This is a genomic window from bacterium (assembly GCA_024742285.1).
GTDB lineage: Bacteria > Myxococcota_A > UBA9160 > UBA9160 > UBA4427 > UBA4427.
Window position 1 is genome coordinate 281132 of record JANSYR010000002.1, and the last position, 16095, is coordinate 297226.

Below are 16095 nucleotides of genomic sequence, written 5' to 3' on the forward strand. Positions count from 1 at the left end.
GTGCACGGTGGCCGCCCCGGCGAAGCGGAGAGTTCAATCGGCCAGCTGGGCGCCTAGCGCGGGTCCGGGGGCGGGGGAGAGAGCGCGGGTCGGCGAAGCCGGGCCGCTGCCCGAGTCGGTGTTCGCGGCAGTGATGCGTTTCCACTGGTCGTCGGCGAGCAGCTCGCGATGCTCGTTGATCCAGGCGCGCGCGGCCGGCTCGTCGACGCCGATCCACTTCCGTACGACCCAGAGGATCGTCACGGATCGTCGGGCCGAGTCGACGATCGCCTCGGTTCTGCGCAGCATGGCGTTCCAGTCGACGTGCTCGCCGGCCGTGTTGACTGCGCGTCGGATCGACTGGATGCGCACCGGATCCACCCAGGATTCACCGCCATGCGCGTCGATCCATCGGGTCATCGCGGGCGGATCGACGCGGCTCCAGGTGCCGGCGACCCGCGCGACCGCCGAGTTGCGGTCCGCGGTGTCGCGCAGGGTCGAGAGCCAGTCCATCGCCGCGGTGGGGTCGTGATCCGCCCAGTTGCGCGCGATTCGAGGGACGAAGTTGCGCACGTCCATTCCGTCGGCCTCGACCTGCGAGAGCCAGATCGCAGCGAGCGCCGGGTCCTGGCCCGCCACCACCGAGAGCGCGCCGGCCATCAGCAGACGTCGCTGGTCGGACTCGAACTCCGGCGTCGACCAGGCCCACTCGAGGGCGGCCGTTCCGCCGTCACGAAGCGTTCGAACGCGGGCGTAGGTGCGGAGTCCCTGCGTGACGTCGGACGCGTCCTCGAGTGAGCCCAGGAAGTCGGCGAGCCCCGGCTGACCGGATTCGAACCAGCCGACCACCAGCGCGTCCAGCAGGTCGATGCGATAGATCGGCGCACCGGGGGCCACCTCGAAGAGGAGCCCGCTCGCCGCGACGGTCTGTGGATCCTGTCGCGCCCATGCGCGCACGATCGTCGAGATGACCCGTGGGTGGCGCGCGCGAAGGGTCGCTTCGGCCCAACCGAATGCGCTCTCCGGATCGAAGCCCGCCCACCACTCACCGAAGAGGGCGTACTCGACGTCGCCGCGGTCGAGGGCCGCGTTCTCGAAGGTGCGCCGGATGCGATCGAGCTCCCCGGGGCTCGCTTCGCTCAGGTACATCGCGACCCAGGCAATCCGGTCCAGCGCCTCGTCGTGGGTGAGAACGTCGGCGAGAAGCGCGTCGGCCGGAATCGCGTCGCCTCGGGACACGCTCTCCTGCGTCGGGGCACCGCATCCGAGCACGCCCGCGAGGAGAGTCAGTACCACGGCCATCCGGCCGCGTTTCGGAAGGCTCTGAGCAGCCTTGGGAACGAGCGGGCTGCGGCGTGCCGATGGCCGGCGGGCGAGTTCGCGAATCATGAGGCCTCCTCGAGGTGGACGACGCCGTCGCCAGGTCGCGAAGTCCGGGCGGGCCGAGAGTGCCGGAGGGGGAAGCGGCGGCGCAAGGCTGTGGGGATGCAGTTGCTCGATGTGCAACATGCCGTCTGTGAATTTGAATCCGACCGATCCGGAGTGAGAGAATTGATCTCGGCCACGACATGCAGAGCCGGGACCGCACGCGCGGAGATGGACCCGATTCCCGGCGCCCAGTGGTGCGTCGGGAGGAGCGGAGGGTCGAGGCTCGACGAGGCGCGCGCGACGGCACGCACGGATCACACAGACGAATGACGGATGCGACCCGTGTCGGATCCCTAGGAGAGAACGCATGAGCAGGTTCGAGATACCGGCAGCCGGCGCTGCCATTCTGACGATGGCCCTGGGGCTGTCGGCGTTCACGGCGACGGCGCAGACGGTGGCCATGAGCGGCCAGTACCACCAGAGTTCCGGACGCACGGTCAACCTACCCATCAATCCCCTGACCCCCTGCGACCCGTCCCAGAGCGCACGTTGTCACGGGGCCGGTGTGAACGGCGGTACGCCCGCCTACGTCGAGCCCTCGTCGGGGGTGCCCGTCGCGGGGGGGCATCGGATCATTCCCGGTGGCCTCGGTGTCGGCGATGCCTTCACCGTTCCGACGGACGCCTTCACCCAGCCTGGCGTCCGGAGTTCGACGCCGATTCTCAACAACGTTGCGATCCTGCAGCTCGACACCACCTTTTCGTATGCCGGTCCGGCGTCGGGGCGGGCGCGAACGCCGGCGCCGCTCACGCGCGTCATGTCCGCCATGAACTGGACGAAGCCGGGCGCGGGGCAGGCCGGCCGCCTGGCCGCGAATACGACGCCCCTCGATCCGGCGACCCAGACGGAGTTCTTCGTAGGGCTCTCGTTCGACGCGGGCCCGAACGAGTTCGGTGGGACGATGGCGATGCTGCTCGCCGGATCGGGTCGCGTCTATCTGAACGGCGTCATCCTCGGCAGCGCAGCCGGCGCGACCTCCACGCGCCCCTGGGTCGGGACGAACCCGGTGGGTGGGAGTCCGACGTTTCGGACGCGCGATGGCGCGGGCTGGGGCTACACGACGATGGGAGGCCAGCCGCCGGGCGTGATCATCAACAACGCGGGCTTCGCCGCGCCCTGCACCCAGGAGTTCCCGCCCGGCCCGGCGGGTTGTGGTCTCGTGACCGACTTCACGGGCACGACGATCGGAACGATCCCGGCAGCGACTTCCACCCGCTGGCTCTATCCCTGGACCACCGGAACCGTCGAGGTCGTGCGGACCGGCACCGTGGGCGGCAACCCGTTCAATCAGACGCTGACGGGGATGGGGTACGACACGACGTCGATGACGACCGGTGGCGGGACCGTCCGCAACATCGGGCTGGTGACCGGCGGATACTATCGTCGGACCTCTGCGTCGGGTGTCGACAATCTCTTTACCGTCACGGGCATGGACCTTCAGTTCGTCCCGGAGCCGGGGGCGTTGGCCTCGCTGGTCTTCGGGGTCGGTTGCCTGGGAGCGCTCACGCATCGTCGACGCAACGGCTGACACGCGACGCGTGACGCAAGGCGCCTCGGACCCGGTTTCCCGGTTCCGGGGGGCGGCTCGGACGGGGCCCGGGGAGGTCGTCGACGTATCGACGCGCCTCCTCGGGCCCATCGCGTGGGGCAGGTGTTCCTGAGGCGAACCGAGACCCACTGTGCGCTCACCTGCGGTTGCCCACGCCGCGCGCCGTGATGCAGACTGCGTCGCGAGATGGGATGTCGACGACGTAGACGAAGGAGGCCGCAGCAGCCGTGAACGTAGACACCGGACGACGACGAGAAATCCTCGAGGCGTACTCGCGCCACGCCGAGGCGCGCCGAAGCTTCGAGTGGCGTGCCCTGGCCGACCTCTTCGCGGTCGACGCCCGCTACTTCGATCCCATCTTCGGCTGGCAGGAGGGGCGCGAGCAGATTCGGGCCTTCCTCGCGGAGGCCGCTCGCGGACTCGCGGAGCGCGAGTTCCGTGAGTGCTGGCACGTGGTCGACGACGATCGCGTCGTCCTGTACTGGCACTGCGTCCGGCCGGGAGAGACCACCGAGTCCGGGCGTCCGCGCTACCACGGGATGTCGTCGCTGCGCTACGCCGGAGAGGGGCTGTGGGCCGAGCAGATGGACATCTACGACCAGGCCGAAGCACGCGGCTCGCGCGAAGCCGCGCGCCTGGACTGAGCGTCACCGCGGGCTTCGCGGCGAAGGCCGGCGCGGAATCGGTCCGGCGGCCCGACTCAGCCCCGGTCGATCGTCGTCGGCGTCAGACCGCGTTCTCGCAGGACGAATTTCTGGATTCGACCGACCGGATTCCGGGGGATCGCCTCCATGAACTCGAGATAGCGGGGACGGGCGAATCGCGGGAGCACCTCGTCGAAATGCGCGAAGAGCGCCTCGGCGCTCAGCGCGGATCCCGAGACGGGGACGACGACCGCCTTGACGTCATCCTCCCCCAGATCGCTCGGCACGGCGTGGACGGCCACGTCCTCTACGTCCGGATGGAGGTGGATCGCCGCTTCGATCTCCATGGAGGAGATGTTCTCCCCACGACGGCGAATCGCGTCCTTCTTTCGATCGACGAAGTAGAAGTATCCGTCGACGTCGAGCTTTCCGATGTCCCCGGTATGAAACCACTCGTCGCGCTCGGCGCGGAGGGGGCCTGCGCCGCCACCCTTCAGGTAGCCCTCGAACATCGCGTGTGGCGTACGCGCGCGGATGAGGATCTCCCCGGGCTCGCCTCGCGGGACGTCTGCCCCGTGGTCGTCGACGAGCCGGATCTCGAGGTCCTCGTTGATCGGGCGGCCGGCGGAGCCGTCGGGAAACTTCTCGCCGAGCCGGGCGACCGCGACCGGAAACGCCTCGGTCAGGCCGTACATCGTCTGGACCTCGACGCCGAAGCGCCGGTGGATCTCCTCGACGGGGCACGGAAGCGGAGCGGTCCCCAGAAAGCGCAGGGGCAGCTCGCGATCGCCGGGGTCGGCGGGTTTCGACATCAGCATCGCGATCATCGGACCGACCGAGACCATTCCCGTGCAGCCGAAGCGCCGCACGATCTCCCACGCGGTCGCGGGATGGAATCGTTTCTCGATCACGCTCTGGGAGCCTGCGAGGATCGGTGTCAGGAGCCCCTGCAGCCCGCTCACGTGGAACATCGGCATGGGGACGAAGACGACGTCGCGCTCGGTCATCCGGGCGCTGTCGACGAAACTCCAGCCGAGCCGCACGAGGTATTCGTGACTGAGGACCACGCCTTTCGAGGGGCCCGTCGTGCCGGACGTGTAGAGGACCGTCGCGTAGTCGCCCGGATCGGGCCAGGTCGGGACTGCCATCGGCGCGGCCGCCAGCAGCGCCTGCGTCGTCGTTGCGTTCCGCGCGGAGGCTTCGCTGTCTGCGCGCAGGATCACGTGCTCGAGCGCCGGGCATCGAGGGCGCACCTGCTCGACGGCGGAAAGCGTGTCGGCGTCGCAGACCACGGCCCGAGCCCCGCTGTCGTCGAGCTGGTGGCGGAGGAACTCGCCTCGATAGGCGAGGTTGATGGGGACCGCGACCGCGCCGACCAGCATCCCCCCCAGCCAGATCTCGGCGAACTCGAGGGAGTTCGCCAGGAAGAGCGAGTAGCGGTCGCCCGATCGGAGTCCGAGGCTCGATAGCCCTGCCGCGGCGCGGCGCGCACCGTCCCAGAGCCGACCGAACGTGACCGGCTCGCCTTCGAACCGGATCGCGATGTGGTCGGGGGTTGCCTCTGCTCGCTCGGCGAGAAGCTCGACCAGGGACTTCACGCCGGGGCGACCTCGATCTCGTCGATCGCGTGCTTCGGATAGAACTGGTAGCACCACTGCCGAAGCTTCGTGTAGGCGTCGACTTCCTCCGGAGCGAAGTTCGCCGCGGGCAGGTATTTCATGTTCTCCCAGGCGAAGTAGTCCTGAGGGATCACCTGCCACTGGAGCTCGAGCATGTGCAGCGCGATCCCGGTCGGCTCGTCCCCGTCATCGCCCTCGACCCGCTTCGACGTCTGCTGCATGAAGTTGCGGCACATCTCGTCGTCGATGGGCGTCATGCAAGCGATCTGGAGCGTCGGGTGGGGGACCTCCCACCGGACGCAGCCGAAGAAGCCCCACGCCCTGACGTCCGTCGTCGCCTCGACCTCGCCGTCGGGTGTCATCCGAGTCGAGTCCTTGCCGGCTCCGTAGGGAACGTGCAGCTTGCATTGGAACTCCGGGTAGCCGAACACGTACTCGGTCGCCGTCGGCGCGCGACCGGCGCCGTGCACCCAGGCCACGTGCGCCGGGTCCGCGGCGTTCTCGTGGGGGAGCTGGGGGTGACACTTCACCTCCCAGCTGCGTCCGCTGAAGGGGAGCATCGGATACCAGCCGTCGTCCTCGAGCTCGGGGAATGCGGGCAGGTCCCATTGCGGAGGATTGCCTTCGGAGTCCCACCACATCATGATCATGCCGTGGAGTTCCCGGACCTCGTACGTCTTGATCTGGAGGTGGGCCTTGCAGTCCTGCTTGCTGTACGGGATCTCGGTGTTTCGCCCCTCGCCGTTCCACATCCAGCCGTGCCAGGGGCACATCAGCTGATCCCCCTTGACGTGTCCCATGCGATCCGTGAACTCTCCCTTCACGCCGCGATGGGCACCGAGGTGCAGGCAGAACGCATCCTGCAGATAGAGCTGTCCCGAATCCCCCCTCCAGAGCACGAAGTCTTCGTTGAAGTACTTCAACGCCTTCACTTCGCCCTTGTCGATCTCGTGCGACCAACCGATCTGCCACCAACTCCTGGGGTAGCGAAATCGGGGGAGAGAGAGAACCGGATTGGGCATGATCGTGGACCTCTTCGCCGCTCGTCGATCGGATGTCGAGCGGTCTTCGGGAGAATGACTTGCCCGACACGGGCGGCGTGTCTCCGTCGTGGTCGAGCGAGCCTCGGAAGGCAGCTCCGCTGCCTTCGGCCGACGAAGGGATCTGCCTGACGTCAAGGGCGAACGGTCGGCTGGCGAGATCAGCGGCCGTCGATCCCTTCATCGCATACGGCCTTCGGCATGACAAATTCGGATCCCTCATGCGCGCTATCGAAGAGCTGCATCCGACCGCGTTCCGGCGACCGGGGCCGATCCGGGTCAAGCGCCGACGAGATCCCGCAGGAGTGATCGGACTTCGCCGAGGAACCACTCGTGACCGGCGGCGCCCTGCGTCCGTTCATGGTGGACGAGATGGACGAGGGCGGGGGCCAGCTCGAGCGGTGGTTCGTGTCTCGTCAGTCCGTCGGGCTCGCCGCCGACGTCCAGCAAGGCGCGCGGAATCGTCGCGATGAGGTCCGTGCCCGCGACGATCGTGGGAATCGAGGCGGGCGTCGAGACGGTCAGCTTGATGTGTCGCTGCGCTCCGCGGGCCGCGCAGAGTTCATCGATCTCCTGGTCCGCCAGATTGGGATAGTCGACGGTGACGTGATCCGCTTCGAGGAAGTCATCCAGGGTCAGCGTCTTGCGTTTCCTGGATCGCCTGCGGCGGGTGATGCAGATGTATTCGCTCGCGACGAGCTCCTCGACGATCAGCCCCTTCGCGCCGCTCGGAGCGAAGGGCGTGACGGCGAAGTCGATCTCGGCGTTCTCGAGCGACCGCACGAGCTTGTCCGCCTGTACCGGAACGACCGTCAGCACGACGTCCGGGGCCGTCGACCGGATACGTTCCACCAGGGCCGGCAGCACGGTGAGCTGTGCGGCGCTCTCGAGGCCGAGGCGCACGGCCATCCGGGACGTGCCTGGGACGAAGGGCTGGCCTCCCGTCAGGACCTCTCCGGCGGCGTCGAGAATCTTCCGGACGGGCATCTCGAGCTCGGCGGCCCTCGGCGTGACGACCATGCCTTGCGCGGTCCGCTCGAGCAGGGGGTCGTCGAGGAGTGTCCGAAGTCGGGCGAGGGCGTGACTCGTCGCCGACTGCGAGAGGCCGAGGCGCTTCGCGGCCGCGGTCACGCTGGACTCCGCGATCAGCGCGTCGAGGACCACCAGAAGATTGAGGTCGAGGCCTGCGAGTCGCACGGTGTCACCTCGGAGGTAGGAGAACGTTGGATCGCTAGGTAAGCAAAGTCCCTGGCCGCGCGCCGCGGCGGGTCGCGGTCCGGACCGTGAGGCAGGGGTCGTCGGCGTCTCGTCGATGCCCGCATCGGGGAGCTCCGCGGACGTGGTAGCGGCCGTGAACGTGCGGCTCCGCTCCGTGCCCGGCCGGACGCGCGGGGGCGCCCCGTGGACGGGGCTGCGATGTTGATGCGGACGTTGCGTTCGGCCTCGGATGCGGTGGCGAGAGGGGGCGATGTCGAATCGGCTCTTGGGAGCGAGTTGCCTGGCCTACGCGATCGGCGTGGGCTGCGCGGAGGCAGGATGGGCGCCGGCGTCCGGTGTGCTCGTGGGGCTGGTGCTCGTGGGCGGCGTCCTGGTCGCCGGGCTGGCGGCGAAGCATCCGCGCGCGGCGATCGTGGCGGGGCTGCCGCTGCTGGTCTTCGTGGGTGCGCTCCGGCTCGAGCTGCGCCTCGAGCAGGCGCGGCAGGATCTCGATCGGGTCGCCTCACTGCCTGCGGATTCCGCACAGCGTTTCGAGGCGCGGGTGGTCGATCGTCGAGAGCGGCGTTGGGGAACCGAGATCGAGATGGATCGCGTCCGGCGGCTGGGCGAGGGGCCGCCACTGCCGAATCGCTTGCTGCTCTCGGTTGCGAAAGACGGCCTTGGGAGCCGGATTCATCGCCTCTCGCAGCCGGGGGGGCGAGTGCGATTCGTAGCGCGGTTGACCCCCATCGAAGGGACACGGAACCCGGGGACCGACGACGTCGCGCGGACCTGGGCTCGCCGCGGCCTCGCGGTCCGCGCCCGGGGGCTCGACCCCGCCTGGGCGGTCGCGATCGACGATGCGAAGGCCCGCGCGCCGTCGCTGCGCCAGCGTGTGCTCGATCGGGTGGGACCCCTGCTCGCCACCCGCTCGGGCGGCAGCCTTGCCCTGGCGCTCGTCCTCGGCGAGCGCGCAGGCCTGGCCCCCGAGCTCGTCGATGGATTTCGTGCCCTGGGCCTGTCCCACCTGATCGCGATCTCGGGGCTCCACGTCGCACTGGTGGGGGGCGGCGTGGTTCTCGTCGTGCAGCGGCGCGTTCGTCGAAGCGCAGCGGGGCGGCTCCCCGTCGCGATCGCCTGGGGCCTGGGAGCCGCTGCGGCGGTCGTCTACGCCGTCCTCGCCGGCGCGGGGCCGGCGGTACAACGCGCGGCGTTGCTCTTCGTCGGGGCGGCGCTGGCGAGACCCCTGCGACGCGATCTGACGCCGGCGCGGGCGCTGGGCGGAGCGGCCCTCGCTCTCGGTCTCGCGGAGCCCGCCTGGCTCTTCGATCTCGGGGCGCAGTTGAGCTTCCTTGCGTGCGCCGGAATCGTGTCCGTGTCCGGGAGCAGGCCGTCGCATCCGCCGCCGGAGAGGAGAGACCGGACGACGTTCCGGGAGGCGTTCCAGGTCTCGGCGTCGACGACACTGGCGGCCTCCTTCGCGGCGGCACCGGCGCTTGCGGCGGCGGGCCTCGCCCTCGTTCCGTGGGCGCCGCTCTCGAATCTGGTCGCGGTGCCGCTGCTGACCGGCATCGTGCTGCCGATGGCCTTCGTCGCGGTCGGTTGCGCCGCCGCCGGTGGCGAGGGGGTGGCGGCGATGGCGCTGCTTCCGGTGGCCGCGGCCGAATGGGCGGTTCTGTCGGCGGCGGACCTCGTGCCCGGATCGGCGGGGGCGGATCGGCTCGGGGCGATCGTGCTGGCGGCCGGCTGCGCGTGTGGCCTGGTGCTCACTCGACGACGGGCCTTCGGTGCGGCGTTCGTATCGTGGGTCGCGTTGGCCTCGCTCGGGGTGCCGCCCGGGACGGGCGCGTTCCGGCTCCCGAATCCGCCGCGGGTCGTCTATCTCGACGTCGGCCAGGGCGACGCCGCGCTGATCGAGGGGCGGGACGCACGGGTCCTCGTCGATACCGGGCGGTCGCTCGGCGGGGCCGGGCGCGCCGGGCGGGTGGAGCGGGCCGTGCGCGCGCTGGGCGGTCGCCGGCTCGATCGGCTGGTCGTGACCCACGGCGATGCCGACCATCGAGGCGCGGCGACGGACCTGCTCGCGCGCCTGCCGATCGGCGAGATCTGGCTGCCCGCGTCGGGCGCCGAGACCGACGAGCGGCTGGCGGACCTGGCGCGCGAGGCGAGGAATCGGGGGATCCCGGTGCAGTGGTTGGCGGCGGGCGCGTACCTCGAGGTCGGCGACCTGGGATTCGAAGTCCTGTCGCCTGCGCCGGGCACGACCGCCCCGATGAGCGGGGGCAACGAGGCTTCGCTCGTCCTCCGGGCGGAGGTCGGCGGCATTCGCCATCTCCTGGCGGCGGACATCGGAATCGAGACGGAGGCCGCGCTGGTCGAGTATCCGGCGGGGCTCGCTGCCGACGTCCTCAAGGTCGGGCATCACGGCAGCGCGGGGAGCACCTCCGAGCGCTTCCTGGCCGCGGTCGCCCCGAAGGTCGCCGTCGTCAGCGCACCGTGTCGAACTCAGCGTGGTCTTCCCGCCCCGCGCGTGCTCCGCCGCCTCGACCGCTTCGGGGCCCGCCTCGCGTGGACCGGGCGCGACGGGGCGGTCGCCGTTGCCCGATCCGGGGGCGAGATCGAGATCGTTCGTTGGGGCGAACGCCGCATCTGTCCGAGCGATCCCGAAGCACGCGTACCGACCGTGGACCTACCTCCCGGAGAATCGCGGCGGGCGCTTCTGGACGAAGGCCCGCTGCGCCTCTCGCGCGTCCTCCGTGCGGCGGAGGGGCTTTCCGAGCTCTTCCTGACGAGAATACGCGTTCTCGAGACTCATTCCCTCGAGCTCACGGACGCCCGAGAGCGTGGCCCGGACGGCGAGCGGCGCGTTGGCCGCGATCTGGTCGGCGACCTCGAAGACGCGCTCCATCAGTCGGTCGGCCGGGACCAGCTCGTTGACGAGCCCGATTCTCAGGGCGTGCTCGGCGTCGATCGGCTGGGCTGTATATAGAAGGTGGTTTGCGTGGACTGCGTCGATCTGGCGGGGGAGGGCGATCGTGGCCTGGCCGGTGGGGTAGAGACCGAGGGCCACCTCTTCGAGCGCGAAGGTGGCCTCGGGCACTGCATAGCGGAGCTCCGTGCCCAGCATGAGGTCGAAGCCCCCCGCTCGGGCGTGTCCGTTGACGGCGGCGATCAGCGGGACGCGCAGCTGGGTCTTCACGAGGGTGGCGTGACCCGCCGCGCGGAGCCCCTCGAAGTCGACGGGATCGATCTGCTCGCCCCGGGCCAGCGCCTGGGAGGCGGGAATGGTCTTCGTCATGTCCATTCCGGCACAGAACACGCGGTTCCCGGCGCCGGTCAGGATCGCCACCCGGATCTCGTCGTCCTCATTGATGTGAGCCCAATGGGCAGCGAGATCGCGCAGCGTCTCCGGGTCGAGACAGTTGGCGCGGTCGGGGCGGTCGATCGTCACGACGGCGACGTGGGGGTGGTCGGCGGGCAGCTCGAAGCGCGCGGGCATGGTCGGTCGGATCTCCAGGAGGGCCGGACGCAGTCGGGTCGGGCCGTCGGATCGGGTTCGGCTAGAGACACGAACCCGACCGGTCTGCTAGCAACCGCTCGGACGAAGTCGGGCGGTGGACCAGCCTAGCAGGCAGCGCGACGCCCATCGGTTCACGAGAATCCAGATTCTCGAACTCTATGGGCGCAACCGGCCTGAGAATCGATTAGGGAGAACGAATTGAGCCGCGGCGTGGGACACGACGAGCGTGAGGCGTTGGCGGCGGCGTGGCCCCGCGCGCTGATCGAGGCAGGCCTCGCGCAGGAGATCACCGACGACTGGCTGGTCCGCACCCAGCGCGCCGCCGAGTCCGGGCTTCCGGCCTGGCCCCGTTACGCACTCGATGATCGGCTCGTCGACGGGCTCTTCGAGGTGCGGCGGGCGCGGCGCCTCGTGCGCGGGCTGGACGGAGCCGCCGAGGCATTGGATCGCGAGCAGGCGGGGCTGTCGCGCGCCGCCGCGACGCGACCCAGCGGGCGACGCATCTCGCGGCTGCTCCTGCTCGGTGCCGACGGGGCGGATCGCTTCTATCGCCAGGCGGCGCGCCTCGCGGAACGCCACGCCGAGCGGCTCGCGGTCGTCGTGATCGAGGCGGACGAGGCAGCGCTCGGGGAGGCCCTGTACGGCCCGGGAAAGCGGGTTCGGGCAGCGCTGGTCGACCACAAGGACGCGGTCATCGCCCTGCTCGAGCGGTTGTTGCTCCAGGCCGAAGGCGGGCGCGCGGAGAGCGACTGAGCCGCGACGGCCTCCGGGATTTCGATCTGAAAGCCCCGTTTCAGGCGGTCCGCAATCCATTGCGGAGTTCGGCCGTCTGGCGGGGCGGATTCGTTTCAATCTGAAACGAATTCCTCGAATCGGGCTGTAACTCACTGCCGTGGAAAGGGATTCCGTTCCACGGGGAACGTCCTCGGCTCGGCTCGCCGTCGAGGTCTAGTCGCCGTCGAGGAGCGTGCGGATCCGGGTGAGCAGCGTGGCGGGCGTGAAGGGTTTCTCGATCAGCTCCGCGCGGGTCGGGTCCAGCCCGTGCCGTGAGAGCGTTTCGTCGGTGAACCCGGACATGAAGAGCACGCGAATCCCTGGTCGTAACTCCCTCGCTCTGCTTGCGATTTCGGGCCCGGCCACCTTCGGCAGGACGACATCGCTGAGCAGCAGGTCGATCGCGCCCTCGTGCCGGGCGCAGTGTCGCAGGGCCGCGGTCGCGGACTCTGCGCAGAGGACGCGGTAGCCGCTCTTCTCGAGCGTCCGCCGGACGAGCCGCCGGACCGGGTCCGCGTCCTCGACGAGGAGGATCGTCTCGTTTCCGCCGATCTGTCGCTTGTCCGTCGACGTGTCGTCCGTCGCGGCCCCCGTCGCGGCGACCGGGAAGTAGATCGTGAAGGAGGTGCCCGCGCCCGGCGTCGAGTCGACGTCGATCTGGCCGCCGCTCTGGCTCACGATGCCGTAGACCGAAGCGAGGCCCAGCCCCGTGCCCTGGTGGGTCTCCTTCGTCGTGAAGAAGGGCTCGAAGATCTGGGCGCGCGTGTCGTCGTCCATGCCGATGCCGGTGTCGGAGACGCGGAGCAGCACGTAGTTGCCGGCTTCGACGACGCCCGACTCGGTGCGACGGTCGGTTCGCGCGACGTGATTCGCGGTCTCGATCTGCAGGCGGCCTCCCTGCGGCATCGCGTCCCGCGCGTTCACCACGAGGTTCACGATCACCTGCTCGATCTGGCCGGGATCGGCGATGATCGAACGCAGCTCGCCGTCCTGAAGGGTCACGAGCTCGATGTTCTCGCCGATCAGCCGGCGCATCATGCGGTCGATGTCGGCGACGACCGCGTTCAGGTCGACGGGCTCCGGCTGGAGGACCTGGCGCCGGCTGAACGCGAGCAGCTGGCGCGTGAGGCCCCCCGCTCGCTCCGCGGCGCGAAGGATCTCTTCGGCGTCCCGTCGTGCGCCGTGCCCCTCGCCGAGCTCGTCGAGCACGAGGTCGCTGTAGCCGATGATGGCGGTGAGGAGGTTGTTGAAGTCGTGGGCGATCCCGCCGGCGAGGCGTCCGACGGCTTCCATCTTCTGGGCCTGGTTGAGTCGGAGCTCGCTCTCGCGGAGCGCCTCTTCGGCGGAGCGGCGCGCGCCGATGTCGCGAAGCGTGACCGCGAGATAGGACGCGTCCTCCTCGCGCTCGCCCAGGAAGAGGAAGACGGTGGCCTCGGTCGGGATGGGTGCTTCGCCGGCCGGGTTGCGCAGGTGCAGCTCGCCCGACCATGGCTGAGCCGGGGTGAGGAGTGGCAGGATCTCGTTCTCGAGCCGCGCCGCGTCCACGGTCGAGAGCAGCTCGTCGAGGTGGGGCCCCTCGACTCGCGGCTCGCTGCCGGGCGCGAAGGAAGCACCCAGTCGGCGTGAGGCGGCGTCGTTCGCGAAGCGCAGCGTCGTGTCCGTATCGCAGATGAAGACGAGATCCGTGCCTTCCTGGACGACGCGGTAGAGCAGGTCGCGCCCGAACTCCGTGCGGCGCCGGTCGGTCACGTCGCGGGAGACGATCAGCGCGTGGAGCGTTCCTTCCGGAGCGTCGAAGGAGCTGCTCCGTGACTCGAGCCAGCGGTAGGTCCCGTCCTGGTGCTCGATTCGGTTGATGGCGAACGACTGGCCCTCGCCCGTGAAGAGCCCCTTCTGGAATTCGCGATTCGCCGCGCGGTCGTCGGGGTGCACCATTTGCGGGATGCTGCGCCCGATCATCTCCTGGGGCGTGAAGCCGAGCATCGGGAGGCTCGCCTCCGACGCGAAGAGGATCCGGCCCCGTTCGTCGATCTCGATCAGGAGCTCGTGGTGCTGGCGAGAGAGCGCCTCGAAGCGGTGTTGGTTCGCGCGGATCTCCGCATCCGCGCGCTGACGATCGATGGCGGCGGCGGCGTGGGTCGCGAAGGCGGAGAGGAGCGACCGGACGAGGTCTGCATCGAGGATCGGCTGGCGGCCGTAACCGCCGACGAAACCGATCACGACGCCGTCCGCGCGATGGAGCGGTTGGCCCGCGTAGCTCTCGAAGGTGGGCGACAGGCGTTCGGCGACCTCGGGCACGAGGGCCGACACGCCCGACGGGAAGACGCACGCGTCGCCGCCGGCGGCGGTCGCATCGGGCAGCTGCCCGAGCGCGAAGCGTTCGCGCGCCATCGGCTCGCCGTCCTCGAAGCCGACGGCGACGTGGGCGTGGCCCGGGTCGTCGGGGGCGATGCCCGCGAGCACGATCCGATCGAGGCCGAGCGCCCGACCGATGGAGACGAGGTTCTGCTCGAGGCCCTCCCGTCCGTCGACGGCGACGCCCTTGGCGATCGAGCGGAGCGCGAGCTCGACCTGCTTCCGGGCCGTGATGTCCTCGTAGACGACGGCGAAGTTGCGCTGCTCGTCTTCGGTCTGGAAGGGCTCCCAGCTCGCCGCGTACCAGGACTCGGTTCCGTCGTCGTTCTCGTAGACGAAGTCACCGGCTCCTCGTCCGGGGCGATCGAGGCGAACCGAGTCGTACCAGACCGTCTCCATCGCCTGACGCACGTCGTCCGACATGCGCGGGAAGAGGTCGTGCACGGAGACTTCGTGGCCGAAGGCGGTCTTGAAGGCCCGGTTCGAGAAGAGGACGGCACCGCTGCGATCGAGAATGGCGGCCGGACGGCCACCGGACTCGACGATCGTGCGGTAGTGGTCGTCCCGCTTCCGTGCGACGGCGGACTGCGCGCTCTGCTCGGTCACGTCACGGAGGACGGCGACGACCCTGCGCGGCCCGTCTCCTTCTTCGAAGCTGCGGACCCTCGCCTCGAACTCGACGCGCAGGCCGTCGCTTCGCGGAACCCGGAAATGCACCGTCGGCTCGGCGCCCGTCGCCACGATCTTCTGGAAGGCGGCCAGGGTCGCCGCGCGATCCTCGGGCACGATCACTTCGACGAAGCTGCGACCGACGAAGAACTCCGGAGGGCGAGCAAGGATCGGCTCGATCGCGGGGGACACGTAGAGCAGGCGGCCGTCGATGCCCAGTTCGACGACGGCGTCGGTCGCGTGGCGCAGGAGCGCCCGTTCACGGTGGCTGGGGGGCACCGGATTGTCACGATCGCCGATCGGCATGGATTCCGTCCCGAGGGTCTCGGGGCAAGCCCCCAGGCTCGACTCCGGTACACCTCCCGAACAATCCTATCCGGCGGCGTGCGCGAGGACCACAAAAAATCAACTTTGTGGCGCGTTCGGCGGCGGCGGGTCAGGGGAAAACCGGAGGGGCGGGGGGCTTCCGCTGCGTTCCGCGTCGCGGTCAGTAGAGGCCGAGCATGCGCCCCGACATGGCGACGACGGAGAGGACGAGCACGGGGCGGATCAGCTTCTCCCCGCCGAGGACTGCGGCGCGCGCGCCGACTTCGCCTCCGAGTGCGAAGCCGACGACGAGCGCCGAGGCGGGGGCCCAGTCGACCTGTCCGTGCAGGATGAAGACCGGCACGGCGACGACGGTCAGCGCGCCGATGATCACGACCTTGATCGCGTTGGCGCGAACCAGGTCGAGGCCGCTGCGGGCGAGGGCGGCGATCAGGAAGAGGCCGACGCCGGCCTGGATCGCGCCGCCGTAGAGCCCGATCCCGAAGAAGATGAGCGCATTCCACCATCGAGAACGCGGACTCTCATCAGCGTTCTCCTCCCGAGCCGGCGCCCGACGCAACATCGGGTAGAGCAGTGCGATCATGGCGACGCCGAAGGCCTGTCGGAACAGCTCCGCCGACATGCGCGACGCCCCTTCGGCGCCGACCACCGAGCCGAGCAGGACGGGCACCAGGACCGGCGCCGCGCCACGCAGACCGTCGAGGCCTTCCTTCCGGAAACGCCAGATGGCGACGCCGTTCTGGAAGAGCACGCCGATCCGGTTCGTGCCGTTCGCCGTCGTGGCGGGCAGTCCCACCATCACGAGGAGCGGGACCGTGATCAGGGAGCCTCCGCCGGCGAGGGTGTTGATCACGCCCGCGACGAGCCCGCCGACGGCGAGCAGGAGCCAGGTCGTCGGGTCTTCCATCGAGGCGAGGCACTCCAGGGCAGGCGGGCAGGGGCGGATTCCCCGGCGCAGTCGCCACGGGGCGTCACAGAATGCAAACTCCCGTTG

The 16095-nt window shown here is 69.8% G+C and carries 10 protein-coding genes and 1 pseudogene; 4 read left to right on the forward strand and 7 right to left on the reverse strand.

Annotated elements, in window-relative coordinates:
• Positions 1–33: 33 nt before the first annotated feature.
• Complete coding sequence (locus NXI30_05150; GenBank protein MCR9093583.1) at positions 34–1281, reverse strand: hypothetical protein; 1248 nt, start codon at positions 1279–1281, stop codon at positions 34–36.
• A 433-nt stretch (positions 1282–1714) separates the two neighbouring features.
• Between NXI30_05150 and NXI30_05155 the strand changes: the two genes are divergently transcribed.
• A complete protein-coding gene (locus NXI30_05155; GenBank protein ID MCR9093584.1) occupies positions 1715–2935 on the forward strand; it encodes a PEP-CTERM sorting domain-containing protein in 1221 nt (406 codons plus the stop codon).
• 248 nt (positions 2936–3183) lie between these two features.
• Positions 3184–3600 (forward strand): nuclear transport factor 2 family protein, encoded by a 417-nt coding sequence (locus tag NXI30_05160; GenBank protein MCR9093585.1) that lies wholly within the window; start codon positions 3184–3186, stop codon positions 3598–3600.
• Positions 3601–3656: 56 nt separating this feature from the next.
• On the opposite strand, the gene NXI30_05165 is transcribed toward NXI30_05160, so the two are convergent.
• From NXI30_05165 to NXI30_05175, 3 genes are all read right to left on the reverse strand, one after another.
• The gene (locus NXI30_05165) at positions 3657–5198 is read right to left on the reverse strand and encodes an AMP-binding protein (protein MCR9093586.1); all 1542 of its coding nucleotides are present in this window, start codon (positions 5196–5198) and stop codon (positions 3657–3659) included.
• On the reverse strand, positions 5195–6241 hold the full coding sequence (locus NXI30_05170; GenBank protein ID MCR9093587.1) for a Rieske 2Fe-2S domain-containing protein: 1047 nt from the start codon (positions 6239–6241) through the stop codon (positions 5195–5197). The genes NXI30_05165 and NXI30_05170 overlap by 4 nt, the downstream gene beginning before the upstream one ends.
• A 297-nt stretch (positions 6242–6538) precedes the next feature.
• Complete coding sequence (locus NXI30_05175; GenBank protein MCR9093588.1) at positions 6539–7456, reverse strand: LysR family transcriptional regulator; 918 nt, start codon at positions 7454–7456, stop codon at positions 6539–6541.
• 271 nt (positions 7457–7727) lie between these two features.
• On the opposite strand from NXI30_05175, the pseudogene NXI30_05180 reads away from it, so the two are divergent.
• Positions 7728–9887, forward strand: a pseudogene (locus NXI30_05180) (ComEC/Rec2 family competence protein).
• A gap of 258 nt (positions 9888–10145) precedes the next feature.
• Here NXI30_05180 and NXI30_05185 read toward each other — a convergent pair.
• Positions 10146–10955 (reverse strand): enoyl-CoA hydratase-related protein, encoded by an 810-nt coding sequence (locus NXI30_05185; GenBank protein ID MCR9093589.1) that lies wholly within the window; start codon positions 10953–10955, stop codon positions 10146–10148.
• Positions 10956–11174: 219 nt separating this feature from the next.
• Between NXI30_05185 and NXI30_05190 the strand changes: the two genes are divergently transcribed.
• Complete coding sequence (locus tag NXI30_05190) at positions 11175–11729, forward strand: hypothetical protein (protein MCR9093590.1); 555 nt, start codon at positions 11175–11177, stop codon at positions 11727–11729.
• Positions 11730–11924: 195 nt separating this feature from the next.
• Here NXI30_05190 and NXI30_05195 read toward each other — a convergent pair whose 3' ends face one another.
• Complete coding sequence (locus tag NXI30_05195) at positions 11925–15053, reverse strand: PAS domain S-box protein (protein ID MCR9093591.1); 3129 nt, start codon at positions 15051–15053, stop codon at positions 11925–11927.
• 208 nt (positions 15054–15261) lie between these two features.
• Entirely contained in the window at positions 15262–16008 is a 747-nt protein-coding gene (locus tag NXI30_05200) for a sulfite exporter TauE/SafE family protein (protein ID MCR9093592.1), read from the reverse strand.
• Between the last annotated feature and the right edge of the window lie 87 nt (positions 16009–16095).